Here is a 25,230-nt window from a genome sequence, read left to right as displayed (position 1 = left end):
ACCCCGAAAAACAAACCCCATGCCCTACCACGACCTGCGCGACTTCATCGCCCAGCTGGAGCAGTCCGGCGACCTGCGCCGCATCACCGAGCCCGTCTCGCCGCACCTCGAAATGACCGCGCTGTGCGACCGCGTGCTGCGCGCTGGCGGCCCCGCACTGCTGTTTGAAAACCCCACCGGCCACTCCATGCCCGTGCTCGCCAACCTGTTCGGCACGCCCGAGCGCGTCGCGCGCGCCATGGGCGTGGACAGCGTCGCCGGACTGCGCCCGTTTGGCGAGCTGCTGGCCGCGCTCAAGGAGCCCGAGGCGCCCAAGGGCTTGAAGGACATGGCCGGCATGGGCGGCCTGCTCAAGACGCTGTGGCACATGGCGCCCAAGGAGCGCAGCTCGGCGCCGTGCCAGGACGTGGTGTGGGAGGGCAGCGATGTGGACCTGGCGCGCCTGCCGATCCAGCACTGCTGGCCCGGCGACGTGGCGCCGCTCATCACCTGGGGGCTGGTCATCACGCGCGGGCCGCACAAGAAGCGGCAGAACCTGGGCATCTACCGCCAGCAGGTGCTCTCGCGCAACCAGCTCATCCTGCGCTGGCTCGCGCACCGGGGCGGGGCGCTCGACTTTGCCGAACACTGCAAGCAGAACCCCGGCCAGCCCTACCCGGTGGCCGTGGCCATTGGCGCCGACCCGGCGACCATCCTGGGCGCCGTCACGCCCGTGCCCGACAGCCTGTCCGAGTACCAGTTCGCCGGCCTGCTGCGCGGTGCGCGCACCGAGACCGTGCCGGCGCTCGGCGTGCCGCTGTCGGTGCCGGCCTCGGCCGAGATCGTGCTCGAAGGCCACATCCAGCCCGACGCCCACCACGCGAGCGGCTGGCAGCACGCGCTCGAAGGGCCATACGGCGACCACACCGGCTACTACAACGAATGCGCCGAGTTCCCGGTGTTCACCGTCGAGCGCATCACGCTGCGCAAGGGCGCGATCTACCACTCGACCTACACCGGCAAGCCGCCCGACGAGCCGGCCGTGCTCGGCGTGGCGCTCAACGAGCTGTTCATACCGCTCTTGCAGCGCCAGTTCCCCGAGATCGTCGACTTCTACCTGCCGCCCGAAGGCTGCAGCTATCGCATGGCGCTGGTGCGCATCCGCAAGGCCTACCCCGGCCACGCGCGGCGCGTGATGATGGGCGTGTGGAGCCACCTGCGCCAGTTCATGTACACCAAGTTCATCGTCGTCGTCGACGAGGACGTGGACGTGCGCTCATGGCCCGAGGTGGTCTGGGCCATGACGACGCGCATGGACCCGGCGCGCGACACGATGCTGGTCGAGCACACGCCGATCGACTACCTCGACTTTGCCTCGCCCGTGAGCGGCCTGGGCAGCAAGATGGGGCTGGACGCGACGAACAAATGGCCGGGCGAGACGCAGCGCGAATGGGGCCGGCCCATGGCCATGGACGAGGAGGTGGCGGCGCGCATGGCCCTGCTGGGCGACGCGCTGGGGCTGTAGGCAGGCCGTGCCACGCCACGCACACCCCCCAAGGTGTCACTCCATCCAGCCCTTGGGCACCTTGTCGGCCTTGGTTTCCACGGGGTTCGCCGTGAGCCAGGGCGCGGGGTACTGGCGCATGAACTCCTTGGCCTTTTCGGGGCGGGCGCTGAGCCAGGCGTCGTAGGCACCTTCGCCCAGGATGGCGGGCATGCTCTTTTCGGCGCCTGGCGGTTGGTAGCGGCGCAGCAGTGCGTGGTTGTTGGCGTTCACGGTCAGCAAGGCATAGCTCACGATGACCTCGCCCTCGGCACCCTGCCACCGCGCCCACAGGCCGGCCACGCCCAGGGGCTTGCCGTCCACGCGGGCAATGCGTGTCGGCAGGGGCTTGCCGCTGCGCCAGTCGTCCTCATAAAACGCCGCCATGGGCACGATGCAGCGCTGGCCGTTGAGCCACGCATCGCGAAAGGCGGTGCCCGTGGAGGCGGTGTCCGACTTGGCATTGACGAGCTTGGGCGCACGCAGCTTGGCGTCCGAGGCGGACTTGACCCAGTGCGGCACCAGGCCCCACTGCGCCGCCACCAGTTCGCGCGCGCGCGGCGCGGTGGCCGCTGCGGCGGCTGGCGCCGCGTCTTCCGCTGCGGCCACCGCGCGGATGAAGAAGCCGGTCTTGCGCGGCCACATGTGCCGCTCTGGGGCGGCGGCGGGGGGCGCTGTGCCAAACAGCTCGACGTAGCTGCTGGCGTCGGGCAAGGTTTCGTAATGGGTGCTCATGCGGCGATCGTACCCGGCACGCGGCAGATTGTGAATGAAATAGGGCTCCAGCGCTTATCCTGCATGCGCTGAAAGCTATCAAAATAAGAGCATCGTGGCGGACCATCGCCGCTGTCACCTGCGTTGTGACAGCGCTGCGCACAGCTTTGAAAATATCCCATGGACTTTGCCCACACCCCCCGGGCGCAGGAACTGCGCCAGCGCCTCGATGCCTTCCTGCAACGCTACCTGCTGCCCTACAACGCGGCCTGGCACCGCAGCGTGCAGGACGGCGTCTACCCGCCGCCCTTCCTCGAAGACCTCAAGGCCCTGGCGCGCGACGAAGGGCTGTGGAACCTGTTCCTGCCCACCTTGCGCGACGACGAGCCCGGCACGCGCCTGTCGCACCTCGACTACGCGCCGCTGGCCGAGTCCATGGGCCGCCTGCCCTGGGCGGCCGAGGTCTTCAACTGCAGTGCGCCCGACACCGGCAACATCGAGCTGCTGCACCGCTTTGCCAGCGCCGCCCAGCGCGCGCAGTGGCTCGCGCCGCTGCTGGACGGCCGCATGCGCTCGGCGTTCGCCATGTCCGAGCCCGACGTGGCCTCGTCCGACCCGACCAACCTGCAGACCACGGTGCGGCGCGAGGGCGACACCTTGGTGGTCCACGGGCGCAAGTGGTTCATCACCGGCGCGGCGCACCCGCACTGCCGGCTGCTGGTCGTGATGTGCCGCAACGCCGGCGCGGCGGGCCTGCAAGGGGAGGGCGCAGACCCCGCGGCGCACCACCGGCAGCACAGCATGGTGCTGGTGCCGCTGGCCACGCCCGGCGTGCAGGTGCTGCGCAACATCAGCGTGCTGCACCACCATGCGCCCGAGGGCCACTGCGAAATCCTGCTGCAGGGCGTGCGCGTGCCGGCCGACCATGTGCTCGGCGACTGGGGCGCGGGCTTTGCGATGGCGCAGGCGCGCCTGGGGCCGGGGCGCGTGCACCACTGCATGCGCACCATCGGCCAGTGCGAGCTGGCGCTGCAGCTGGCGGCCGAGCGCACGCTCGAGCGCCAGATGTTCGGGCGCTACGAGTCCCAGTTCTCCAACGTGCAGGACTGGCTGGCCGAGTCGCGCATCGAGATCGACCAGGCGCGCCTCCTGGTGCTGCAGACGGCCTGGCTGCTCGACCAGGGCGGTGCGGTGGACGCGGCGCAGGCGCGCACCCAGATCGCCGCCATCAAGGTGGTGGCGGCGCGCCTGCAAAGCCGCGTCGTCGACCGCGCCATGCAGGTGTTCGGCGCCATGGGCCTGTCGCCCGACACGCCGCTGGCGCAGTTCTGGAGCTGGGGCCGCGCGCTGCACCTGATGGACGGGCCCGACGAGGTGCACCTGCGCAGCGTGGCGCGCCACGAACTGGCGCAGGCACGGGCGCGCGCCGGCGCTGGCAGCGCCTGGTTCACCACGCCCGAGCAGCTGCAGGCGGCGCCGCGCATCCGCTGAAGTCTGCTCTTGAATCAATAGCGCACAGCGCTGTGCGGGCGGGCGTTGCAGGCCTAAAACACCGCGATGCCTGACACCGCCGTCGCGGCGGGCGCGGGCGGCGGCGCGGCCTCGACCACGCGGTTGCGCCCCTGCGATTTGGCCTGGTACAGCGCCTGGTCGGCCTGCTCCAGCAGCTGCACCACGCTTTTGCCGGGCGTGCGCGCGGCCACGCCGATCGACACCGTGATGCCCACCCGCTGGCCCTGCACCACCACATCCTGCGCCCGTACGGCCTCGCGCACGCGCTCGAGCACCGGCCGTGCGGCGGACGGCTCTGTGTCGTGCAGCAGCAGCAGGAATTCCTCGCCGCCCCAGCGCGCCAGCACGTCGGTGCCGCGCACCGCCGCGCGCACCGTGGCGGCAAAGGCCTGCAGCACCTGGTCGCCGGCGGCGTGCCCGTGCGTGTCGTTGACCTGCTTGAACAGGTCCACATCGAGCAGCGCGGCCATCCACACGCGCCCGTCGCGCTGGCTGCGCAGGTGCTCGGCCTCCAGCAGCGCCATCATGTGGCGGCGGTTGGGCAGGCCGGTGAGCTCGTCGTGCGTGGCCAGTTGCTGGATCAGCGCCATGGCGCGCGTCAGTTCAAGCTTTTGCCGCGCCACGTGGGCGCGGATCCTCTGCAGGCGCATCGCCAAAAAGGTGCTGCCCAGCAGCACCATGACGGTGATGGCCGCGTTGGCCGCTTCCAGCGCCGGAATGCGGCCGGGCTCGTCCAGCCAGGCCACCAGGCCAAACGCCGCGCTGAACAGCAGCAACGCATAGGCCATGTTCCAGCGTATCTGGTGCGCCGACATGCCGAAGATGCCAAATACCAGGATCAACGACAGGATCACCGGCACGCCGCCGCGCGCCTGACCGGCCAGCACATAGGCCGCCGCCGTGCAGGCCAGCGCATAGCGGATCTGGAACTGCGTGAGCGCAGGGTCGCGCCAGTGCCGCGTGCGGCCGCTGCGGATCAGCAGGATCGCCGCCACCGGGCCGCAGCCGGTGGCCAGCGTCCACCAGATCGTCCAGTCCTGGCGCATCAGGCCGGCCATGGCCATCAGGTTCATGAGGACCATGCAGCCCAGCACCAACAGGCCCGCCGAGCCGGCCATCGCCATGCGGATGCGCTGGTGCGGGTCGGTGGTCAGTAGCCAATCCGTCAGCGCCTTGCCGTGCTTGCCAAGGGGCATGCCTGTCCTTTGTGTGGGAGGGAAATGGATGGGCGTGGCAGGCAGGGTGTGCGCTGCGCTGCATATGTGACAAATTGTGCCAAATGTTTCGCCCGTGGCAATAGGGGAAGCTGCCTGCGTGACCACGGCGCCGCCGTGGTCGCGGGCCAAGCGGGCGCCTGGCGGCGCCGTTTGGCGCAGGCGCCGCACCTGCTTGCGGTGCGGGGGCTGGGTTCTGCTATTGCAAGAAAAGCATTCAGCGCTGGCCCAGCAAGCGTTTGAGGACGATTTAAGTAAAAACTTAGCGCAGCGTGAGCGCCGCCAGTGCGGCCAGCGGCGCGGTTTCGGCGCGCAGCACGCGCGTGCCCAAGGTGACCGGCGCAAAGCCGTGCTGCAGCGCCAGGTCTTCCTCGGCGCCCGACAGGCCGCCCTCGGGGCCCGAGAGAAAGAGCACGGGAGCGCTGCCCGGCGCCGCCGCGTGCAGCGGCTGCGTGCCCGGGCGCAGCGACAGCAGCAGGCGCTGGCCCGCGTCGGCCGGCGCGCTGCGCAGCCAGTCGGCCAGGCTGTGCGCGGGGTGGATCGCGGGCACGCGGTTGCGCCCGCACTGCTCGCAGGCGGCCACGGCCACGGCCTGCCAGTGGGCGAGCTTCTTGTCGGCGCGCTCGCCCTTCAACTTGAGCACGCTGCGCTCGGCCAGCAGCGGCGTGATGCTGGCCACGCCCAGTTCGGTGGCTTTCTCGACCAGCCAGTCCATGCGCTCGTTGGCCGTGATGCCGGCCAGCAGGTGGATGGCGCGCGGCGCCTCGCGCTCGGTGGCGTGGTGCGCGCCGGCCTGCACGCGTACGCTGCTGCGGCCCATGTGGGTGACGGTGGCGTCCCACTCGCCTCCGGCGCGGTCGCCAAACAGCGTGATGCCGTCGCCCGGCTGCAGGCGGAGCACCTGCACATGGCGCGCGGCGCCCGCGGGCAGGTCGATTTCAAAGCCGGTGGCGAGCTCAACAGGGCAGTGGAAGCGGGGCATGCAGTTCTCTTTTGATAGCTGCTTGCGCAAGCCGGGTAAGCGTTAGAGGCCGATTTGGCTTAAATGTCTTCACACGCGGCCAAAGGCGTAGCCGGTGGCGGTTTCAATGCCTTCGATCTGGTCGATCAGCTTGAGCAGCGGGCCGAGCTCGCGGTAGCGGTCGGCCGTGGTGCGGATGTAGTGCAGAAAGCGCGGCGCATCCTTCAGGTACTTGGGCTTGCCGTCGCGCAGCGTCAGGCGCGCAAAGATGCCGGCTACCTTGAGGTGGCGCTGCAGGCCCATCCATTCGACGCTGCGGTAGAACTCGCCGAAGTCGGCGCCCCAGCCGCTGGCGCTGTGCGCGCCCACCAGGCCGGCCTTGCGCGCTTTTTCCCAGTAACGCACGGTAATGTCGATGACAAAGTTCTCGTCCCAGCTGATGAAGGCGTCGCGCAGCAGGCTGGCGATGTCGTAGGTGATCGGGCCGTAGACCGCGTCCTGGAAGTCGAGCACGCCGAGCGGGCCGCCGGGCTGCTGCGGCACCATCAGGTTGCGCATCATGAAGTCGCGGTGCACGAACACGCTCGGCGCGGCCAGGTTGTGCGCGACGATGCGGTCGAAGGCGTGGTCGAGCACGGCCTGCTGCGCGGCGTCCAGCGTGGCGCCGCGGTGCTGCGCCACGTACCAGTCCGGGAACAGCGCCAGCTCGCGCCGCAGCAGGGCCGCGTCGTAGGCGGGCAACACGCCGGGGCGGGACGCCAGCTGCCACTGCAGCAGCGTGTCGGTGGCCTGCTGGTACCAGGCGTAGGCGTCCTGCGGGCGCGCGGGGTCGAGCCGCTCGATCACGGTCTGCGTGCCCAGGTCGGACAGCAGCATGAAGCCATGCGCCTCGTCCCAGGCCAGGACCTGCGGCACGTTCAAGCCGGCCTGCTGCAGCAGCGCCTGCACCTGCACGAAGGGGCGGCAGTCTTCCTGGTCGGGCGGCGCGTCCATCACGATGCAGCTGGCACCCGGCGTGGCCGTGTCCAGGCGCAGGTAGCGGCGAAAGCTCGCGTCGCTTGATGCCGGGCGTAGGCTGGTGGGCCGCAGGCCGTGCACCGGCACGAGCGGCGCGAGCCAGGCCTCGAAGGCGGCGCGGCGCGCGGCGTCGGGCCAGTCCACGGCGGTGGCGGTGGTGGAAGACGGGGCGGGTGCGGCCGGCAGGGCCGCGGGCGTGGGGGAGGCGGGGTGGCTCATGGATAATCCGATTTTACAAACCCGGCCTGCCCGGCACGGGTGGCTGGCAGGTACGCCGCCTCTCCTGCCTGCCCGCCGACTCCATGGACCGACACCTTTGCCCGACCTGCACCGCCGACTCTCCCCGACCGTGAGGCCCCGCACCCGCCGCGCCCTGGCGGTGCCCGCCCAGGCCCCCCAGCGCACGGTGCTGGCGCAGCTGGCCGCGGGCCTGCTGTGCGGCCTGCCGCTGGCCGCCCTGGCGCAGGGCGCCGCCGTGGCCGACGCGCCGCCCGCCGCCCTGCGCGCCAGCCCCATGCTGCGCGAAACCCTTCCCGACGCCGTGCGCGCGCAGATGCCGGTGTTCGTCTTTGGCGACCGCATCACCGGTCAGCCCGACATCGACACCGTGATCGAGGGCCACGCCGAGCTGCGCCGCGCCGACACCGTGATCCGCGCCGACCGCATGGAATACAGCGTGCCCGACGACCTGGCCAAGGCGCGCGGCCAGGTGCGCATCAACCGCGCCGGCAATGTCTACGAAGGCTCGGCGCTGGACCTGTATGTCAACGCGTTCTCGGGCTTCTTCACCGATGCGCGCTACCGCTTCCTGGCCACGCAGGCGCACGGCGAGGCCACGCGCGTGGACTTCATCGACAGCGACCGCGCCGTGGTGCACAACGCGACCTACACCACCTGCCAGCGCAACGACGAGGCCAGCTGGCAGCCCGCCTGGATCCTGCGCGCCAAGACCATCCACCTCGACAACGAGGAAGAGGTCGGCACGGCCGATGGCGCGGTGCTCGAGTTCAAGGGCGTGCCCATCCTGCCGATTCCGCACATCAGCTTTCCGCTGTCGGACAAGCGCAAGTCGGGCCTGCTGCCGCCCACCATCGGCATCAACAACGTCAATGGCGTCGAGTACGACCAGCCCTACTACTGGAACATCGCACCCAACCGCGACGCCACCTTCCATGCCACGCTGATGGCCAAGCGCGGCATCAACGCCGGCGGCGAGTTCCGCTACCTGGAGCCGACCTACAAAGGCCTGGTGCGCGCCGACTACATGCCCTCGGACCGCCTGCGCCAGCACGACCGCTGGAGCTACACGCTGCAGCACAACGGCACCGTGGCCTCGCCCGTGGGCAACCTGGGGCTGAACCTCAACCTCAGCCGCGTGAGCGACGACAACTACTGGCGCGACTTCAACACGCGCACCATCGGCAGCACCGACCCGCTCACGCAGCGCCTGCTGCCGGGCGACGCGTCGCTGAACTGGGGGCGCGGCGACATGTCGTTGAGCCTGCGCACGCTCAAGTGGCAGACCCTGCAGGACCCGCTCGCGCCGATCGTGCCGCCCTACGACCGGCTGCCGCAGCTGCACTGGCGCTATGCGCCGAGCAATCTCGCGGGCGGGTTTGACGCCAGCGTCGAGGCCGACGCCACGCGCTTTCATGCCGATCCACTGCTGACGCGCCAGCCCAACGCCACGCGCAGCTATGCCCTGGCGCAGATCAGCCGGCCGTTTCTCGCCCCGGCAGGCTTTGTCACGCCGCGCCTGCAGCTGCACGCCACGCAGTACGCGCTCGACACGCCGCTGGCCAACGGCGCGCGCTCGGCCAGCCGCGTGCTGCCCACCTTCAGCCTCGACAGCGGCCTGGTGTTCGAGCGCGACGCACGCTACTTCGGCCGCGCGTTCACGCAGACGCTCGAGCCGCGCGCGTTCTACACCTATACGCCGTTCCGCGACCAGCGCCTGCTGCCGGTCTACGACACGGCGGCCAACGACTTCAACTTCGCCACCATCTACACCGAGAACGCCTACGGCGGCCAGGACCGCATCGCCGACAACAACCTGCTGACCCTGGGCGTGACGACACGCCTGCTCGACCCCGGCACCGGTGCCGAGGCAGTGCGCCTGGGCGTCGCGCAGCGCGTGCGCTTTTCCGACCAGAACGTCACGCTGCCCGGCGAGGTCGCGGCCAACGACCGCCTGTCCGACCTGCTGCTGGGCGCTGGCATCCAGTGGACGCCGCAGTGGGGCCTGGACTCGACCGTGCAGTTCAACCCCAAGACGCAGCGCTCGATCCGCTCCACGGTCAGCGCGCGCTACAGCCCCGGCGCCTACCGCACCATCAGCGCCGCCTACCGCCTGCAGCGTGCCACCAGCACGCAACTGGTGGGCAGCGAACAGATCGACGTGGGCTGGCAGTGGCCGATCAATGACCTCTGGGGCGACAAGGGGCAGGACCTCGGCGCCGGGCGCGGTCAGGGCGGCGGGCGCTGGTACAGCGTGGGCCGCCTCAACTACAGCCTGCCCGACCGCAAGCTGGTTGATGCGGTGGTCGGCTTCGAATACGACGGCTGCTGCTGGATCGGCCGCGTGGTGCTGCAGCGCCTGCAAAGCAGCCTCGTCTCGGCCAACACGCGGCTGCTGTTCCAGCTCGAGTTCGTCGGTTTTTCGCGCCTGAGCCTGGGCGCCAACCCGCTCACCAGCCTGAAGCAGAATATCCCGCGCTACCAGTACCTGCGCGAGCAGGTCAGCCCGCCCAGCCGCTTCAGTAATTACGATTGAGACCATGAACCACCGTGTTTTCGCCCTGGGCCTTGCCTGCCTCGTTTCCTTCCTGTTCCAGGGTGCCGCAGCGCAGGGCCTGCGCCCTTCGGGCACTGCCAGCCAGGGGCTCAACCGGGCCCTCTCGGCACCCCCTTCCGTGCCGTCCCCCGCCCCAGGCAACGCCAGCGCAGTGCGCCAGGCCGACTTCATCGTGGCCGTGGTCAATTCCGAACCCATCACCAACCACGAAGTGCGCGTGCGCCTGGAACGGGTCGAGCAGCAGCTGGCGCGCCAGGGCGGCGCGCAGCCGCCGCGCGAGCTGGTGGCGCGCGAGGTGCTCGAACGCCTGATCCTGGAGAAAGCGCAGCTGCAGGCGGCGCGCGAACTGAACCTGCGCGTCGACGACCTCGCCGTGCAGCAGGCCGAGCAGTCCGTGGCCAGGCAAAACAGTGCCTCGATCGACGAAATGCACCGCCGTCTTGCGGCCGATGGCATCAGCCCCGAGCGCTTTCGCGAAGAGCTGCGCAACCAGCTGCTGCTGCAGCGCCTGCGCGAGCGCGAGATCGAGTCGCGCGTGCGGGTGAGCGAGCTCGACGTCGACCAGTACCTGCGCGACCAGCAGACGAGCGCGCCCGCCGCCAACGCCGAGATCAGCCTGGCCCAGGTGCTGGTGGCGGTGCCCGAGGGCGCCAGCGCCGCTGAGGTGGCGCAGCGGCAGGCGCGCGCGCAGGCGGTGGCCGACAAGGCCCGCGCCGGTGAAGACTTTGCCGCGCTGGCGCGCGAAACCTCCGATGCGCCCGACAAGGCCACGGGCGGCGCCATGGGCCTGCGCCCCGCCGACCGCTACCCGGAGCTGTTTGTCGAGGCCACGCGCGCGCTGCCCGTGGGCGGCATCGCCGGCCCGGTGCGCTCGGGCGCGGGCTTTCACGTGCTCAAGGTAGTCGAGCGGGCACAGGCCGGCGTGGCCACCATGGCGGTGCAAAGCCATGCGCGCCACATCCTGCTGACCACGGGGCCGCAGCTGTCCGAGACGGCCGCGGCCCAGCGCCTGGCCGACTACCGCCGCCGCATCCTCGCCGGCCAAGCCGACTTTGCCGAGCTGGCGCGCGAGTATTCGAAGGACGGCAGCGCCAAGCAGGGCGGCGATCTGGGCTGGGCCACGCCCGGCCGCTACGTGCCCGAGTTCGAGCAGGCCCTGAATGCGCTCAAGCCCGGCGAGATCAGCGAGCCGCTGGTGTCGCGCTTTGGCGTGCACCTGATCCAGCTGCTCGAGCGCCGCGAGGTCAAGCTGGGCCAGCGCGAGCAGCGCGACATGGTGCGCGACATCGTGCGCGAGAAAAAGCTCGACGAGGCCTACGCCAACTGGGCGCGCGAACTGCGCGGCCGCGCCTATGTCGAATACCGGGAAGCGCCGCAGTGAAGCACATCCCGCGCAAACGCTTCGGCCAGCATTTCCTGTCCGACCACGGCATCATCGACGCCATCGTCGCGGCCATCGCGCCGCAGCCGGGCGACCCGATGGTCGAGATCGGGCCGGGTCTGGCGGCGCTCACGCAGCCCCTGGTCGAGCGCCTGGGGCGCCTCACGGTGATCGAGCTCGACCGCGACCTGGCGCTGCGCCTGCGTTTGCACGGCCAGCTCGACGTGATCGAGTCCGATGTGCTCAAAGTGAACTTCACGCAGGTGGCACAAGCGCTGGGTGCTCCTAAAATAAGAGTGGTTGGCAACCTGCCGTACAACATCTCGACGCCCATCCTGTTCCACCTGCTGGGCCATGTGGACGTGATCGCCGACCAGCACTTCATGCTGCAAAAAGAAGTGATCGACCGCATGGTGGCCGACCCTTCCACGTCGGACTATGGCCGCCTGTCGGTCATGCTGCAGTGGCGCTACGCGATGGACAACGTGCTGTTCGTGCCGCCCGAGAGCTTCGATCCGCCGCCGCGCGTGGACAGCGCCGTGGTGCGCATGCTCCCGCGCGCCGCGCCCGTGGCGCTGGCGCCCCAACTGCTCGAAGAACTGGTGCAAGTGGCTTTCAGCCAGCGGCGCAAGCTGCTGCGCCACACGCTCGGGCGCTGGCTCGAGGCGCGCGGCTTTGCCGGCAGCTTCGACGTGCAGCGCCGCGCCGAGGAGGTGCCGGTGCACGAGTACACGGCGCTGGCCGCCGGCCTGTCCGCGCCCGCATAGGGCAAGCGCGCGGCGCTGCGGCCGCACGCGCCTGTCAGGCCGCCTGCAGCGCGGCCGCCATGCCCGGCGTGCGCCACAGGCGCTGGTCGCGCTCCGCCACCAGGGCCTGCACCTGCGGCCGGCCGCGCAGCAGCGCGCGCGCGCCCTCGCTGCCCAGCACCATCATGGCGGCGCCCAGGCCGTTGACGCTGGCGGCGTCGCTTGCCAGCAGGCTCACACCGTGCGGCCCTTGCGTGGGCCGGCCGGTGGCCGGGTCGAGGATGTGGTGTTGGCGCTCGCCCTGCGCCATGAAAAAACGCTCGTAGTCGCCCGAGGAGGCCACGATGGCCTGGCCCTGCAGCGCCAGCACGCCCAGCACGCGCTCGGGCGCGCGCGGATCGCGCAGGCCCACGCGCCAGGGGCGCCCGCGCAGCTGTCCGGCCACGAGCACGTCGCCGCCGCCGTTGAGCAGGGCGTTGGCGATGCCGTGGCGCTTCAGGGTCTCCATGCCCGCTTCGAGAATCGGCAGTTTGGCGATGCCACCGAGGTCGAGCGCCATGCCGCGGCGCGCCAGGCGCGCGGTGCCGGCGCGGGCATCAAGCTCCAGCCCACGGTAGCCGACCAGTCGGCGCTGGGCTTCGATGTCTGCCGGAGCGGGCAGGGCGTGCTGGCCGGTACCGAAATGCCAGGCCTGGAGGGCGCCCACGGTGGCGTCGAAGGCGCCGCCTGTTTGCACGGCCAGGCTTTGCGCGCTCTGCAGCACCGCCATGAGTTCTGCCGGCACGGGCACGGCGTGCCGTCCTGCGGCGCGGTTGATCGCGTTCACGGCGCTGCCGGGTTCGTAGCGCGTCATCAGGGCCGCCAGGCGTTCCATGTCGCGCCAGGCGTGCGCCACGGCGGCGCGCACGGCTTCGCTCTCGCCTTCGGCAACCAGGGAGACCTGCGTGCCCATCAGGGCCTTGCCCTCGCGCAGCACGGTGGCATGCGGGTTGGCCCCTGCCGAGGGCAGCCAGGCGGCGGCGCCCAGCAGGGGCAGCGCCAGGGCCATGCGCCGCCGTGTCAGGCCGCGAGGCCGGTTCGTACCGTGCATGGCCGTCTCCGCTTACATCGACTGGGCGACCATGAAGTCCACGGCGGCCTTGACCTCGTCGTCGGTCAGGCTGGTGCCACCGCCGCGCGGCGGCATCATGCCCTTGGCGCCGGTGAAGCCTTCGATCGCGTGCTTGTACAGCGTGTCCTTGCCCTGCGCGATGCGCGGGCCCCAATCTGCCTTGTCGCCGGGCTTGGGTGCGCCGGCCACGCCCGCCGCGTGGCACAGCGCGCAGGTCTTGCCGTACACGCCTTTGCCAACGGTGTTTTCAGCGACCGGGGCGGCGGCGGGTGCCGGCGTGGGCGCAGGCGCTGGTGCAGCCGCCGGTGCGGGCGCCGCGGGTGCTGCGGCCGTGGGGGCCTGGTTCTTGTCGCCGCAGGCGCTGAGGAAAAGGGCCAGCGCGGCGATGGCAATGGCGTTCGAGCGTTTTGGCATGGGAAAACTCCTTGGCAATGGATAAGGTGTGAATGGATGGGCTGGCCGCCGGGGTGGCGGACTGCCACGTCATGGAATGCGTGCACCGCCGACCCGGCGCAGGCAGGCTGCGGGCGCTGGGAAGACCCAAAGGCACGAGAGCAATGTAGCGCAACACCCCCCAAAAACGCCTGTTCCAGCGGTGCGCGCTCTTGATGCACATCAAAACATGCAAATAGAATGAATCTATATTCGCTTCCATGAAAACCCTGAGATCCATGCACCGATTGCGCCTGTGGGCGCTGGCGTGGTTCTCGCTCTTTGTGGTGGCTGCTGCGGCAGCGCCGCTGGTGCAGCCGCAGCGCATGGAACTGGTCTGCATGGCCGCAGGCGGTGTCAAGCTGCTGGTGCACGGCAGCGATGCCCTGGATGCACCAGGCATGCGGGCGATGGAATGCGCGCTCTGCCTGCCGGTGCACGCGCCTCCTTGTGTCGCATCGGCTGCCCTGGCGCCCGCCCCGCCGCTGGCACATCCACCCCTCTTTCTGGCACGCACGCTGGTCGCCGCCGCACCGGCCCCGGTTCCCCCCGCGCGCGGCCCCCCGTTTTCCCTGAGCCCATCCTAAAAAAGGTAATCACCATGAGCGATAAGAGAGAGCTGCAATCCGAACCCACCGGTATCGGTCGGCGCCGGTTCATCAACACCGCGGCGCTGGCCGGGCTGACCGTGGGCGTGGCCGCCTGCAACGACAAGCCGGCCAGCGCTTCGGCGGCCGCTGCCTCGGGCTCTGCGGCACCGGCGGCGGCCCATGCAAGCAACAGTACCCACCTCAAGCCGGGCGAGCTCGACACCTATTACGGCCTCTGGAGTGGCGGCCACACCGGCGACATGCGCGTGCTGGGCCTGCCCTCGGGCCGCGAGATCCACCGCATTCCCTGCTTTGTGCCCGATGCGCTGGTCGGCTGGGGCGTGACCAACGAGTCGAAGAAAATCATGGGCACCAAGCCCGACGGTAGCCTCAAGTACACGGTGGCCGACTCGCACCACACGCATGCCTCGTACAAAGATGGCAACTACGACGGCCGCTACGCCTGGATCAACGACAAGATCAACAGCCGCCTCGCGCGCATCCGCCTGGACTATTTCGTCTGCGACAAGATCACCGAACTGCCCAACGTGCAGGGTTTCCACGGCATCTTCCCGGACAAGCGCGATCCGGTCGACCCGGCCATCAACTACACCACGCGCGTGTTCTGCGGTGCCGAGTTCCACATTCCGCTGCCCAACACCGGTGCCGACCTGGAAGCGGCAGAAAAATACCGCGCCATGTTCACCTGCGTCGATGCCGAGAGCATGGAGGTGCGCTGGCAGGTGCTGATCGACGGCAACTGCGACCTGACCGCCACCTCGTACGACGGCAAGCTGGCCGCCACCAACCAGTACAACATCGAAAACGGCGTGCACTACGAGGACATGATGTCGTCCGAGCGTGACGCCTGTCTGTTCTTCCACATCGCTCGCATCGAAGAGGCCGTCAAGGCTGGTAAATTCAGGACCTTTGGCGACTCCAAGGTGCCCGTGGTCGACGGTACGCGCGCGTCCAACAAGGACCCCAAGACCGCGCTGACTGCCTATGTCAGCACGCCGAAGAACCCGCACGGAGTCAACGCCAGCCCCGACGGCAAGTACTTCATCTGCGCCGGCAAGCTCTCGCCCACCTGCACGGTGATCGAACTGGCCAAGGTGCTCGACTGGTTTGACGGCAAGTCCGAGAAGCTCGACGACGCCATCGTCGCCGAGCCCGAAGTCGGCCTGGGCCCACTGCATACCGCCTTCGACGGCCGTGGCAACGCCTACACCACGCTGTTCCTCGACAGCCAGATGGTCAAGTGGAACATCGAGGCCGCGATCAAGGCGCATGCCGGCGACAAGAGCGCCAAGTACGTGGTCGATCGCCTCGACGTGCAGTACCAGCCGGGCCACGTCAACGCCTCGCAGTCCGAGACCGTGGCCGCCGATGGCAAGTACATGGCCGTGGGTTGCAAGTTCTCCAAGGACCGCTTCCTGCCCGTGGGCCCGCTGCACCCGGAAAACGAGCAATTGATCGACATCTCGGGCGACAAGATGGTGCTGCTGGCCGACCACCCGGTGCGCGGCGAGCCGCACGACTTCATCATCTTCAAGCGCGACCTGGTGCGTCCCAAGCAGGTGTATTCGCACGACGACTTCCCGCTGGCGATCAAGGACCCCAAGGACAGCGGTGTGTTCCGCAATGGCAAGAAGGTCACCGTCAAGATCACCTCGCAGGCACCGGCTTTCAGCCTGCGCGAGTTCAAGCTCAAGAAGGGCGATGAGGTCACGCTGATCCTCACCAACCTCGACAAGATCGAAGACCTGACGCACGGTTTTGCCATCCCGAAATACAACGTCAACTTCATCGTCAACCCGATGGAGACGGCCTCGGTGACCTTCATCGCCGACAAGCCGGGCGTCTACTGGTGCTACTGCACGCACTTCTGCCACGCCCTGCACCTGGAAATGCGCACGCGCATGATCGTCGAGGCCTGATCCAGCCCTCTCGGGCCTGTGCGGCACACCGCGCTGCGCAGGCCCCCTACCGGAAAGCGTGATGACTTTGCTACGCCACTGGGCTGCGGCCTTTGGGATCGCTGTTTTTTGGGGCTTGGCGCTGTGGGCGCCGCGCGCCCAGGCCAACGCCTACGAGGCAGAGCTGCCTGCCAGCCTGGCCAGCGCCACCGACATGTGCGCGCTGTTGCCGTGCGCCGAGGTCTTCCCCGGGGCCGCGCATTTCTCCGAGCGCAAGGGCCAGCCGCCCTACGTCGAGGCTTACGACAACGCCAGCGCCAACAAAAAACTGCTCGGCTATGTGATGCTCTCGACCGACATCACCGACACGCCCGCCTATTCGGGCAAGCCGGTGGTCACGCTGATCGGCATGGACACCCAGGGCGTTTTTGTCGGCGTCAAGGTGCTCAAGCACTCCGAACCCATCTTGCTGCTCGGTATTCCCGAGTCGGCCCTGCTCAATTTCAACGCCCAGTATTTGGGCAAAGCGGTGTCCGACAAGATCGAAGTCGGCCAGTCCCGCCCCGACGAGGGCGTGCTCGGCCTGGACGCCATCTCGGGCGCCACCGTCACCGTCATTGCGCAGAACCAGGTCATGGTGGCCTCGGGCTCGGCCGTCGCCCGCCAGGTCGGCATCCTGGCGCCCACGGTGCGCGACCCGGCCCGTTACGTGGTCACGGGCCAGCGCTGGGGCTGGGAAGAACTGGTCAAGCAAGGCGCTGTGCGGCGCCTGCGCGTGGTGCGTGAGCAGGTCGGCCTGGAGCGCAGTCCCGAGCCCTTCATCGAGCTGTGGTTTGGCGACCTGAACCAGCCCGACATCGGCAAGAGCGTGCTGGGCGAGAACAGCTGGAACAACCTGCGCAGGCAGCTCAAAGAGGGCGACAACGCCATTTTTGTGATCCGCACGCGGGGCGCCGAGTCGTTCAAGGGTTCGGGTTTTGTGCGCGGCGGCATCTACGACCGCGTGCAGGTGCGCCAGGGCGCCGACGCCTTCACCTTCCGCGATCTGGATGCCCTGAACCTCTACGGCATCGAAGCGGCGGGCGCTCCATCGTTCACCGAGTCGGCCATCTTCATCATCCGTTCGCCGTCCTTCTCTGCCGCCTACCCCTGGAAACTGAGCTTTTTGGGCAACCGTGTGGACCGGGCCACCGGCGCCCGCAGCTTCACGAGCTTTGACAGCCCCTACTGGCTGCCCGCGGCCACGCTCGAAGGCGGACGCCCGACAGTGGTCGAGCCCGACGCGCCCTGGGTGCGCATCTGGAAGGCGCGCGCCGTTGACATTGGGCTGTTTGCCGTACTCCTGGTCGCCGTCGCGGTGGTCTATGCCTACCGAGAAACGCTCACGCGCCGATCCACGCACAAGAACAAGTGGCCCGTGAACGCCTTCAAATACACCGCCTGGAGCCTGAGCATCGTGTTCGTCGGTTTTGGCGCCATGGCGCAGCCCTCGATCACGCAGGTGCTGACCTGGTTCCACTCCCTGTTGTTCCAGTGGACCTGGTCGCTGTTCCTGTCCGACCCGTTCATCTTCCTGTTCTGGATCTTCATCATCGCCACGGTGTTCCTGTTCGGGCGCGGGCTGTTTTGCGGCTGGATGTGTCCGTTTGGCTCACTGTCGGAAGCGATCTACAAGGTGGCGCGCAAGATCGGCTTCAAGCGTTTCCAGAGGCAGGTGCCCCAGCACTGGCACGACCGGCTCAAGTGGCTCAAATACCTCGTCTTCTTTGGCCTCATCACGGTGTCGATGTTTTCGATGGGCCTGGCCGAGAAGCTCTCAGAGGTCGAGCCGTTCAAGACCACCTTCCTGGTCGGCGTCTTCAACCGCCCCTGGCCATACGGCCTGTTCGTGGCCGCCATCTTGGGCCTTTCAATCTTCATCGAGCGGCCGTACTGCAAATACATCTGCCCGCTGGGTGCCTCGCTGGCCATGCCCAGCACCTTCCGCTGGTTTGGCTTGAAGCGCAAGAAGGACTGCAACAGCTGCAAGGCCTGCGCCGTGGGCTGCGGCGCACAGGCCATCGACGCCGACGGCCGCATCGACCACCGCGAGTGCCTGCACTGCCTCGACTGCATGGTCCTCTACACCGACACCAAGGGCTGCCCGCCGCTGGCCAGGGAGCGCAAGCGGCGCGAGAAGGACGGCCTGGAGATCACGCCGATCGGCAAGAACGGCTACTTCATCCCGATCCACCCCGACACCAGCCACGCCGCGCAGATCAGCGCCAAGGCGGCCCAGGGGCCGGACCCGCGCATGCCCACGCCGCCGGTGCTGCCTGCGCACAAGCAGGGCGCGCGCGGCCTGCGCTGGCTGCTGCTCGAAGTGCGCGACCACCTGTGGCCCTGGAGCGCCGAAGGCTGGCGCTCGCAGCGCGCGCTGCAGGTGGCCGGCGTGTCGCTGGCCATCGCGGCCAGCGTGGCCTGGGTGATGGCGGCGCTGGGTTCCGTGTCCTCCGGCGCGATCATTGGCTGGTGGTTTGGCTGGAGCGTCTACGAGGTGCTGATCCGCCTGTCGGGCAAGCGCTACGTCAAGGACGGCCTCTGGTGGCGCGACCGCTACCGCGTGGCCGGCGTGATGGACATGGTGAGCTATGTGGGGTTTAAGAACCTGATGCTGGGCGCGGCGCTGTTTCTGGTGCTCAAGTCTCTGGGGTGGCTGGTGCCATGAAACTTCTCTCACTGCGTCTGGCCGGTGCCGCACTGCTGGGCCTGATCGCCATGCAGCTGGCGCACGCGGCCACGCACAGCGTGCGGCCGGGGCAGGACCTGCAGGCTGCCATCGATGCTGCCGCGCCCGGCGATGAGGTCGAGGTGCAGCGCGGCTTCTACCGCGCCAACCTGCGCATCGACAAGCCGCTCACGCTGCGCGGCGTGGGCCGCCCCACGCTCAGCGGCGGGCAGACCGGCGACACCATCCGTGTCGCCGCGGCCGACGTGCGCATCGAGGGCCTGATCGTGCGCGACTCGGGCGGCAGCCTGAAAGAGCAGAACGCCGGCATCTACCTCTACCCCGGCGCGCACCGCGCCTTGGTGCTGAACTGCGACCTGACCTACAACCTGTTTGGCCTGTGGATCGAGAAGGCCAACGATGTGCGCATCGAGGGCAACCTCATCACCGGCAAGCGCGACTTCGCCTCGGCCCAGCGGGGCAACGGCATCCAGCTCTACAACACCCAGCGCGCGCAGATCCTGCGCAACAACATCAGCTTCGTGCGCGACGCGCTGTACGTGGACGTCTCGCACCACGCCATCTTCCGCGGCAACAGGCTGCACCACAGCCGCTACGGCACGCACTACATGACGTCCCACCACAACGTCTGGGAGGACAACGACACCTACTACAACCGCGGCGGCCTGGCGCTGATGGAAGTGCGCGAGCAGGTGGTGCGCGGCAACCGCGCCTGGGGCAACTCCGACCACGGCATCATGCTGCGCTCGGTGCAGGACGCGGTGGTCGAGAACAACGTGGTCGCCGGCAACAACCGAGGCTTCTTCATCTACGACGTCGAATACGCCTCCTTGAAGAACAACCTGGTGGTCGACAACGCCGTCGGCGTGCACCTGTCGGCCGGCTCGACGCGCAATGCGGTCGAGGGCAACGACTTCATCGGCAACCGCGAGCAGGTGCGCTACGTCGGCGCGCGCGACGAGCGCTGGGGCCAGGACAGCGGCAACCACTGGAGCAACTACCTGGGCTGGGACCGCAATGGCGACGGCGTGGGCGACGTGCCCTACGAGGCCAACGACATGGTGGACCGCCTGACCTGGCGCCACCCGAGCCTCAAACTCTTGCTGGCCAGCCCCGCAGTGCAGGCGCTGCGCTTGGTGGGCCAGCAATTTCCGCTGCTGCGCGTGCCTTCGGTCGTCGACCCGAAGCCGCGCATGCAGCCGACCCACCAACATTGGAGTGAATGGCGTGGCAAGCATTTCCCCGGTCAGTAACGTCGCCGCGGTCTCGCTGCGCGGCGTGGCCAAACACTACGGCGCTCTGCATGCGGTCGACGGCGTCGACCTCGACATCGCGCGCGGTGAGATTTTCGGCCTCATCGGCCACAACGGCGCGGGCAAGAGCACGCTGTTCAAGATGATGCTGGGCCTGGTGCCCGCCACCGCCGGCGAGATCCGGCTGGGCGGTGCGCAGGTGGGCGGGCGCGGCTTTCGCGCTGCGCGCCGCCACCTGGGCTACCTGCCCGAGAACGTGGTGCTCTACGACAACCTGAGCGGCATCGAGACGCTGCGCTTTTTCGCCCGGCTCAAGGGTGCGCCGGCCGGGCGATGCCAGGGCGTGCTCGACCGCGTGGGGCTGGCGCACGCCGGCCAGCGCCCGGTGCGCGAGTATTCGAAAGGCATGCGCCAGCGCCTGGGCTTCGCGCAGGCGCTGCTGGGGGCGCCCCAGGTGCTGTTCCTCGACGAACCCACCAACGGCCTGGACCCGCAGGCCATCCGCGACTTCTATGCCACGCTGCGCGGCCTGCAGGCGCAAGGCGTCACGGTCATCATCACCTCGCACATCCTGGCCGAGCTGCAGGAGCGCGTGGACCGCCTGGCCATCCTGTCGGCGGGCAAGGTGCAGGCGCTGGGCAGCGTCCAGGCGCTGCGCGAGCAAACGCAGATGCCGCTGCGTTTCGAGCTGCAGCTCGATGCGGCCGACGCGCCGGCCGTCGCCCAGGCGCTGCACCAGGCCACGGGCACCGTGGCCGAGCACAGCGCCACCGGCCTGCGCCTGTCGTGCCTGCGCGAACACAAGATGGCGGTGCTCGCTGCGCTGGCCCCGCTGGGCGCGCGCGTGCGCGACCTGCAGATGCACGAGCCCTCGCTCGAAGACGTGTTCTTCGGCTTTGCGGATTGAAGGACCACCCCATGGAATGGACGCAAATACTCACCCTGGCCGCGAAGGAATTCCGCGACCGCATGCGCAACCGCTGGGTGCTGGCGGTGGCGCTGGTGTTCACGGTGTTCTCGCTGGTCATCGCCTACTTTGGCGGCGCGCAGCAGGGCGCCGTGGGCTTTCGCTCGATCGAGTTCACCATCGCCAGCCTGGTCAGCCTGGTGATCTACCTGATCCCACTGATCGCGCTGCTGCTCGGCTTCGACGCCATCGTCGGCGAGCGCGAGCGCGGCTCGCTCGACCTGCTGCTCTCGCTGCCGATCACGCGGCTCGAACTGCTGCTGGGCAAGTACCTGGGCCTGGCGGCGGCGCTCACGCTGTCCACGCTGGCGGGCTTTGGCCTGGTGGCACTGCTGCTGTGGCAGCGCATCGACACGGCGGGCCTGTACCACTACGCCGGCTTCATGCTCAGCTCGGTGCTGCTGGGCCTGGCCTTCCTGAGCCTGGCCGTGCTGGTGTCGGTGGTGGCGCGCGACCGCACGCGCGCCTCGGGTCTGGCGATCGCGCTGTGGTTCTTCTTCGTGCTGGTGTTCGACCTGCTGCTGCTGGGCGTGCTGGTCGGCACGGGCGGGCGCTTTGGCGGCGAGGCCTTTGCCTGGCTGCTGCTGCTCAGTCCGGCGGACGTGTTCCGCCTTCTCAACGTGTTTTCGCTCGACGACGTGCGCACCCTCTACGGGCTGGCCAGCATCGTGCCGACGTCGTTGGGCAGTCCTGGGGTGATGGGCGGCGTCATGCTGGCCTGGATTGCGCTGCCGCTGGTGGTGGCGCGTTGGAGATTCAAATGATGGTGAACCGTAAACAAACCCTGTTGTCCCTGGCCACCACGGCCGTTCTCAGCGCCGCACTGGGCTGGGCTCTGGTGGCTTGCGACCAGACCTCGCAGGCAGTGTCGCTGGCGCCGGTCGAGATCGACCGCGCCACCAGCTGCGAGCTCGACGGCATGCTGCTGGCCGACTACCCGGGCCCCAAGGCGCAGGTGCACTACGCCGGTCAGGCGCAGCCGAGCTTCTTTTGCGACACGGTCGAGCTGTTCAGCACGCTGCTGGCGGGCGAGCAGGTGCGCCACGCGAGTGCCATCTACGTGCAGGACATGGGCCAGGCCGACTGGGAGCACCCGAGCGGCCACTGGACAGACGCCAAGGCCGCCGTCTATGTGCTGGGCAGCAAGCGCCACGGCTCCATGGGCCCGACCATTGCCAGCTTTGCCCAGGAGGCCGACGCCAAGCGCTTCGCCGCCGAATACGGCGGCAAGCTGCTGCGCTTTGCCGACATCACGCCCGACATGGTCGATTTGAGCGGCGGCGCGCTGCACGACACGCGCATGTAGGCGCCGCGATGCACCGCCTGCTCCGCTTCACGCCGCTGCGCGCCAGCATGCTGGGCATGGGGCTGCTGGCCGTGGCCGCGCTGGCGCTGTGGCAGGCACCGGCGTTGCGCGCGGCGCTTGCACCGCAGGCAGAGTTGGCGCCCGACGTCTGCGTGGTGGCCCCTCCCACCCCCTACGACCCGGCCCTGGGCCTGCCCGTGCATGCGGCGCGCGCCGTGCCCGCGGGCGTGCGCTGTCCGGTGTGCGGCATGTACCCCGAGCGCGCGCCGCAATGGGCCGCGCAGGTGATTTTTGCCAACGGCGACGCGCATTTCTTCGACTCGCCGCTGAGCCTGCTGATGTACCTCGGCGATGTCGGCCGCTACAGCCCCGGGCGCCAGGCCGGCGACATCGTGGCGCACTACGTCACCGACACCGCCAGCCAGCGCTGGACCGACGCGCGCCAGGCGTTCTATGTGCACGGCTCGTCGGCGCGCGGCCCCATGCGCGCGGGCAACCTGCCGGCGTTTGCCGCGCGCGATGCCGCCGAGCGTTTTGCCGCGCAGCGCGGCGGCGCGGTGCTGGCCTTTGGCGCCATCGATGCGGCGACGGTGCAGCGCCTCGATGGCCAGGCCCACGCCAGCCAGTGAGGCACACCCGGCCGCGGCGGCACAATGCGGGCCATGCCTGCACTCTCGCGCCGCCAGCTCACCGTTCTGGCCCTGCTCACCGTGGTCTGGGGCCTGAACTGGCCTGTCATGAAGATCGGTGTCACCGGCTTTCCGCCGCTGACCTTCCGCGCCCTCTCGCTGTGGCTGGGCCTGCCGGTGCTGGCGCTCGTGCTGCGCGCCGCCGGCATGCCGTTTGCCGTGCCGCGCGCGCACTGGGCCGCGCTGGCTTGGCTTGCGCTGTTCAACATGGTGCTGTGGCACGTGCTCATCATGCTGGCGATCCCCCAGCTCTCGAGCGGGCGCGCGGCCATCCTGGGCTACACCATGCCGATTTTCTCGGCCGTGCTGGGCAGCGCGTTCTTCGGCCAGCGCCTGGCGCCGCGCGCCTGGGGCGGCGTGGCGGCGGCGGCACTGGGTGTGCTCTTGCTGCTGTGGTACGAGTTCTCGCAGCTCGGCGGCCGGCCGCTGGGCGTGGCGCTGATGCTGGCCGCGGCCGCGTTCTGGGCGCTGGGCACGCAGATGCTGCGGCGCAGCAGCCTGCCCGTGCCCACGCTGACTCTGGCGTTCTGGATGATGGCCGTGAGCACGCTCGCCCTGAGCCTGCTGGCCGTCGGCTTCGAGCGTCCGGCCTGGCACGCGCCGGGCACGGCGACCTGGGGCGCCATCGCGTTCAACGCGGTGCTGGTGTTCGGCTTTGCCCAGCCGGCCTGGTTCTTTCTGGTGCGCGGCCTGCCGCCGGTGGCGTCCACGCTCAGCGTCATGCTGATTCCGGTGCTGGGCGTGTTCAGCGGCGCGCTCTGGCTGGGCGAACGGCTCCACTGGCAGGACTGGGCGGCGATGGGCTTGATGGTGCTGGCCATCGCCTCGGTGCTGTGGCCGCAGCGCGCGCCGTCACCGGCCCGCGCCGGGGCGCGCCATGGGCGCGATGTCACTCCTTGATTGATAGCTGTCAGCGCTTGATGGGCGGGCGTTTGATGGGCTTTTGACCAAAAATCCGGGGCGCTTTGACTCGCCGCCCCGCGTTCAGCGCCCCCCCGCCAGCAGCGGGAACAGCTTGCCCAGCCCGTCGGCCATCACCTCGACGGCCAGCGCCGCCAGGATCAGGCCCATGAGCCGCGTCATCACGTTGATGCCGGTCTTGCCGAGCACGCGCGCTATCGGTTCGGCGAGCGAGAAGCAGACGACCGTGGCCGCGGCGATCACCACGCCGTAGCCCACCAGCGCCACATGCTGCAGCCAGGTGTGCGCGCGGTCGGCGTAGATCACCACGGTGGACATGCAGGCCGGGCCGGTGAGCAGCGGAATCGTCAGCGGCACGACGGCGATGCTGGAGCCGGCAGCGGCCTTTTCCGCGCCTTCCTCCAGGTCGTTGGTGGCGGCCTTGGCCTCGGCCGGCTGGGCGTTGAGCATGTTCATCGCGCTGATCAGCAGCAGCATGCCGCCGCCGACCTGGAAGCTCTGCAGCGAGATGTTGAAGAACTCCAGGATCTGCAGGCCCAGCAGCGCGCACACGGCGATCACGCAGAAGGCGCTGAAGGCGGCGGTCTGGATCGTGCGCCGGCGCTGCGCCGGCGAAAAGCCCTGGGTGTAGTGGATGAAGAACGGCACGATGGCCAGCGGGTTCACGATGGCCAGCAGCGTGATCAGCGGTTTGAGGTCCATCAACGGCCTCCGGAGACGTCGAGCAGCGACGCGGTGGTGTAGCTGGCCGCATCCGAGAGCAGCCAGACGATGGCCTGCGCGACCTCCTGCGCCGTGCCGGCGCGCTGCATCGGCACCGTGTGCGCCAGGTCGCGCACGCGCTCGGGCAGGCCGCCGCTGGCGTGGATCTCGGTGTCGATCAGGCCGGGGCGCACCGCATTGACGCGGATGCCCTCGGCCGCCACCTCGCGCGCCAGGCCGAGCGTGAAGGTGTCGATGGCGCCCTTGCTCGCGGCGTAGTCCACGTACTGGTGTGCCGCGCCCAGGCGCGCGGCCGCGCTCGAGACGTTGACAATGGCGCCGCCCGCGCCGCCGTGGCCCGTGCCCATGCGGCGCACGGCCTCGCGCGCGCACAGAAAACTGCCGACCACGTTGGTGTTGAAGATGCGGCGCAGGCGCGCGGCGTCCATCTGGTCCACGCGTGCGGGCATGTCCACCACACCGGCGTTGTTGACCAGGGCCGTGAGCGGGCCCAGCTTTGCGTCCACCCGCGCGAACAGGGCCTGCACCTGGTCCTCGTGCGCCACATCGGCCTGGACGGCGAGGGCCGTGCCACCCGCAGCGCGGATCTGGCGCACGACCTCGTCGGCGGCCAGCGAGTTGCTGTGGTAGTTCACGGCCACGGCATGGCCTTGCTGCGCCGCCAGCAGCGCCGTGGCCGCGCCAATGCCGCGCCCACCGCCGGTGATGAGTGTCACTTTGTCCAAAGGTC

Annotated in this window: 22 protein-coding genes; 14 read left to right on the top strand and 8 right to left on the bottom strand. The window is 69.3% G+C overall.

All coding sequences use genetic code 11. The annotated features are described in order from the left end of the window. The first annotated feature begins 19 nt into the window (after nt 1–19). Nucleotides 20–1,504 carry a 4-hydroxy-3-polyprenylbenzoate decarboxylase gene (gene ubiD / locus B2J89_RS05085; RefSeq protein ID WP_169168141.1) on the top strand — a complete coding sequence of 495 codons (1,485 nt, stop codon included), beginning with the start codon at nt 20–22 and terminating at the stop codon, nt 1,502–1,504. A 36-nt stretch (nt 1,505–1,540) separates the two neighbouring features. On the opposite strand, the gene B2J89_RS05080 is transcribed toward ubiD, so the two are convergent. After that, on the bottom strand, nt 1,541–2,257 hold the full coding sequence (locus B2J89_RS05080) for an SOS response-associated peptidase (RefSeq protein ID WP_169168140.1): 717 nt from the start codon (nt 2,255–2,257) through the stop codon (nt 1,541–1,543). Nucleotides 2,258–2,416: 159 nt separating this feature from the next. Here B2J89_RS05080 and B2J89_RS05075 point away from each other — a divergent pair, with 159 nt between their 5' ends. After that, the gene (locus B2J89_RS05075; protein WP_169168139.1) at nt 2,417–3,727 is read left to right on the top strand and encodes an acyl-CoA dehydrogenase family protein; all 1,311 of its coding nucleotides are present in this window, start codon (nt 2,417–2,419) and stop codon (nt 3,725–3,727) included. A 53-nt stretch (nt 3,728–3,780) separates the two neighbouring features. Here the strand turns inward: B2J89_RS05075 and B2J89_RS05070 are convergent, their stop codons facing one another. The 3 genes from B2J89_RS05070 to B2J89_RS05060 form a co-directional block, all read right to left on the bottom strand. Next, nucleotides 3,781–4,944 (bottom strand): diguanylate cyclase, encoded by a 1,164-nt coding sequence (locus B2J89_RS05070; RefSeq protein ID WP_240964737.1) that lies wholly within the window; start codon nt 4,942–4,944, stop codon nt 3,781–3,783. A gap of 280 nt (nt 4,945–5,224) precedes the next feature. After that, entirely contained in the window at nt 5,225–5,944 is a 720-nt protein-coding gene (locus B2J89_RS05065; protein WP_169168138.1) for a 16S rRNA (uracil(1498)-N(3))-methyltransferase, read from the bottom strand. 69 nt (nt 5,945–6,013) lie between these two features. Next, nucleotides 6,014–7,159 (bottom strand): aminoglycoside phosphotransferase family protein, encoded by a 1,146-nt coding sequence (locus B2J89_RS05060; RefSeq protein ID WP_169168137.1) that lies wholly within the window; start codon nt 7,157–7,159, stop codon nt 6,014–6,016. Nucleotides 7,160–7,265: 106 nt separating this feature from the next. Here B2J89_RS05060 and B2J89_RS05055 point away from each other — a divergent pair, with 106 nt between their 5' ends. From B2J89_RS05055 to rsmA, 3 genes are read left to right on the top strand one after another with little or no spacing between them, the layout of a single operon-like run. Then, nucleotides 7,266–9,713 carry an LPS-assembly protein LptD gene (locus B2J89_RS05055; RefSeq protein WP_371809036.1) on the top strand — a complete coding sequence of 816 codons (2,448 nt, stop codon included), beginning with the start codon at nt 7,266–7,268 and terminating at the stop codon, nt 9,711–9,713. 4 nt (nt 9,714–9,717) lie between these two features. Continuing rightward, nucleotides 9,718–11,115: a peptidylprolyl isomerase gene (locus tag B2J89_RS05050; protein WP_169168135.1), complete on the top strand. Its 1,398-nt coding sequence runs from the start codon at nt 9,718–9,720 to the stop codon at nt 11,113–11,115. Then, nucleotides 11,112–11,882, top strand: a complete 771-nt coding sequence (rsmA, locus tag B2J89_RS05045) for a 16S rRNA (adenine(1518)-N(6)/adenine(1519)-N(6))-dimethyltransferase RsmA (protein WP_169168134.1) — start codon at nt 11,112–11,114, stop codon at nt 11,880–11,882. The genes B2J89_RS05050 and rsmA overlap by 4 nt, the downstream gene beginning before the upstream one ends. A gap of 34 nt (nt 11,883–11,916) precedes the next feature. Here the strand turns inward: rsmA and B2J89_RS05040 are convergent, their stop codons facing one another. Beyond that, nucleotides 11,917–12,951 carry an FAD:protein FMN transferase gene (locus B2J89_RS05040; protein WP_169168133.1) on the bottom strand — a complete coding sequence of 345 codons (1,035 nt, stop codon included), beginning with the start codon at nt 12,949–12,951 and terminating at the stop codon, nt 11,917–11,919. A 12-nt stretch (nt 12,952–12,963) separates the two neighbouring features. Beyond that, complete coding sequence (locus tag B2J89_RS05035) at nt 12,964–13,386, bottom strand: cytochrome c5 family protein (RefSeq protein ID WP_169168132.1); 423 nt, start codon at nt 13,384–13,386, stop codon at nt 12,964–12,966. A 257-nt stretch (nt 13,387–13,643) separates the two neighbouring features. Between B2J89_RS05035 and B2J89_RS05030 the strand changes: the two genes are divergently transcribed. The 9 genes from B2J89_RS05030 (at nt 13,644) to B2J89_RS04990 (ending at nt 23,756) form a co-directional block, all read left to right on the top strand. Further along, complete coding sequence (locus B2J89_RS05030) at nt 13,644–13,991, top strand: hypothetical protein (RefSeq protein ID WP_240964736.1); 348 nt, start codon at nt 13,644–13,646, stop codon at nt 13,989–13,991. A 14-nt stretch (nt 13,992–14,005) separates the two neighbouring features. Continuing rightward, entirely contained in the window at nt 14,006–15,934 is a 1,929-nt protein-coding gene (gene nosZ, locus B2J89_RS05025; protein ID WP_169168130.1) for a TAT-dependent nitrous-oxide reductase, read from the top strand. Nucleotides 15,935–15,995: 61 nt separating this feature from the next. Further along, on the top strand, nt 15,996–18,620 hold the full coding sequence (locus tag B2J89_RS05020) for a 4Fe-4S binding protein (protein ID WP_169168129.1): 2,625 nt from the start codon (nt 15,996–15,998) through the stop codon (nt 18,618–18,620). After that, nucleotides 18,617–19,894: a nitrous oxide reductase family maturation protein NosD gene (locus B2J89_RS05015; protein ID WP_205763708.1), complete on the top strand. Its 1,278-nt coding sequence runs from the start codon at nt 18,617–18,619 to the stop codon at nt 19,892–19,894. Before B2J89_RS05020 ends, B2J89_RS05015 begins: the two co-directional genes overlap by 4 nt. Next, on the top strand, nt 19,869–20,801 hold the full coding sequence (locus B2J89_RS05010) for an ABC transporter ATP-binding protein (protein WP_169168128.1): 933 nt from the start codon (nt 19,869–19,871) through the stop codon (nt 20,799–20,801). Before B2J89_RS05015 ends, B2J89_RS05010 begins: the two co-directional genes overlap by 26 nt. An 11-nt stretch (nt 20,802–20,812) precedes the next feature. Further along, a complete protein-coding gene (locus B2J89_RS05005; RefSeq protein WP_169168127.1) occupies nt 20,813–21,625 on the top strand; it encodes an ABC transporter permease in 813 nt (270 codons plus the stop codon). Further along, nucleotides 21,622–22,167 carry a nitrous oxide reductase accessory protein NosL gene (locus B2J89_RS05000; protein WP_371809035.1) on the top strand — a complete coding sequence of 182 codons (546 nt, stop codon included), beginning with the start codon at nt 21,622–21,624 and terminating at the stop codon, nt 22,165–22,167. Before B2J89_RS05005 ends, B2J89_RS05000 begins: the two co-directional genes overlap by 4 nt. A 47-nt stretch (nt 22,168–22,214) precedes the next feature. Next, nucleotides 22,215–22,796: a nitrous oxide reductase accessory protein NosL gene (locus B2J89_RS04995; protein ID WP_169168155.1), complete on the top strand. Its 582-nt coding sequence runs from the start codon at nt 22,215–22,217 to the stop codon at nt 22,794–22,796. Nucleotides 22,797–22,829: 33 nt separating this feature from the next. Continuing rightward, on the top strand, nt 22,830–23,756 hold the full coding sequence (locus B2J89_RS04990; RefSeq protein ID WP_169168126.1) for a DMT family transporter: 927 nt from the start codon (nt 22,830–22,832) through the stop codon (nt 23,754–23,756). 84 nt (nt 23,757–23,840) lie between these two features. Here the strand turns inward: B2J89_RS04990 and B2J89_RS04985 are convergent, their stop codons facing one another. Both B2J89_RS04985 and B2J89_RS04980 read right to left on the bottom strand, forming a co-directional pair. Continuing rightward, nucleotides 23,841–24,479 (bottom strand): MarC family protein, encoded by a 639-nt coding sequence (locus B2J89_RS04985; protein WP_169168125.1) that lies wholly within the window; start codon nt 24,477–24,479, stop codon nt 23,841–23,843. Then, entirely contained in the window at nt 24,479–25,225 is a 747-nt protein-coding gene (locus tag B2J89_RS04980) for an SDR family oxidoreductase (protein ID WP_169168124.1), read from the bottom strand. Before B2J89_RS04980 ends, B2J89_RS04985 begins: the two co-directional genes overlap by 1 nt. Between the last annotated feature and the right edge of the window lie 5 nt (nt 25,226–25,230).

The organism is Acidovorax sp. SRB_24 (assembly GCF_012931925.1).
This window is presented reverse-complemented; position numbering and strand designations above follow the sequence as displayed.

Excerpts from the sequence above, each read along its gene's own strand:
- ubiD (WP_169168141.1), top strand. The coding sequence starts at position 20 with ATGCCCTACCACGACCTGCGCGACTTCATCGCCCAGCTGGAGCAGTCC.
- B2J89_RS05080 (WP_169168140.1), bottom strand. The coding sequence starts at position 2,257 with ATGAGCACCCATTACGAAACCTTGCCCGACGCCAGCAGCTACGTCGAG.
- B2J89_RS05075 (WP_169168139.1), top strand. The coding sequence starts at position 2,417 with ATGGACTTTGCCCACACCCCCCGGGCGCAGGAACTGCGCCAGCGCCTC.
- B2J89_RS05070 (WP_240964737.1), bottom strand. The coding sequence starts at position 4,944 with ATGCCCCTTGGCAAGCACGGCAAGGCGCTGACGGATTGGCTACTGACC.
- B2J89_RS05065 (WP_169168138.1), bottom strand. The coding sequence starts at position 5,944 with ATGCCCCGCTTCCACTGCCCTGTTGAGCTCGCCACCGGCTTTGAAATC.
- B2J89_RS05060 (WP_169168137.1), bottom strand. The coding sequence starts at position 7,159 with ATGAGCCACCCCGCCTCCCCCACGCCCGCGGCCCTGCCGGCCGCACCC.
- B2J89_RS05050 (WP_169168135.1), top strand. The coding sequence starts at position 9,718 with ATGAACCACCGTGTTTTCGCCCTGGGCCTTGCCTGCCTCGTTTCCTTC.
- B2J89_RS05040 (WP_169168133.1), bottom strand. The coding sequence starts at position 12,951 with ATGCACGGTACGAACCGGCCTCGCGGCCTGACACGGCGGCGCATGGCC.
- B2J89_RS05035 (WP_169168132.1), bottom strand. The coding sequence starts at position 13,386 with ATGCCAAAACGCTCGAACGCCATTGCCATCGCCGCGCTGGCCCTTTTC.
- B2J89_RS05030 (WP_240964736.1), top strand. The coding sequence starts at position 13,644 with ATGCACCGATTGCGCCTGTGGGCGCTGGCGTGGTTCTCGCTCTTTGTG.
- nosZ (WP_169168130.1), top strand. The coding sequence starts at position 14,006 with ATGAGCGATAAGAGAGAGCTGCAATCCGAACCCACCGGTATCGGTCGG.
- B2J89_RS05020 (WP_169168129.1), top strand. The coding sequence starts at position 15,996 with ATGACTTTGCTACGCCACTGGGCTGCGGCCTTTGGGATCGCTGTTTTT.
- B2J89_RS05015 (WP_205763708.1), top strand. The coding sequence starts at position 18,617 with ATGAAACTTCTCTCACTGCGTCTGGCCGGTGCCGCACTGCTGGGCCTG.
- B2J89_RS05005 (WP_169168127.1), top strand. The coding sequence starts at position 20,813 with ATGGAATGGACGCAAATACTCACCCTGGCCGCGAAGGAATTCCGCGAC.
- B2J89_RS05000 (WP_371809035.1), top strand. The coding sequence starts at position 21,622 with ATGATGGTGAACCGTAAACAAACCCTGTTGTCCCTGGCCACCACGGCC.
- B2J89_RS04995 (WP_169168155.1), top strand. The coding sequence starts at position 22,215 with ATGCTGGGCATGGGGCTGCTGGCCGTGGCCGCGCTGGCGCTGTGGCAG.
- B2J89_RS04990 (WP_169168126.1), top strand. The coding sequence starts at position 22,830 with ATGCCTGCACTCTCGCGCCGCCAGCTCACCGTTCTGGCCCTGCTCACC.
- B2J89_RS04985 (WP_169168125.1), bottom strand. The coding sequence starts at position 24,479 with ATGGACCTCAAACCGCTGATCACGCTGCTGGCCATCGTGAACCCGCTG.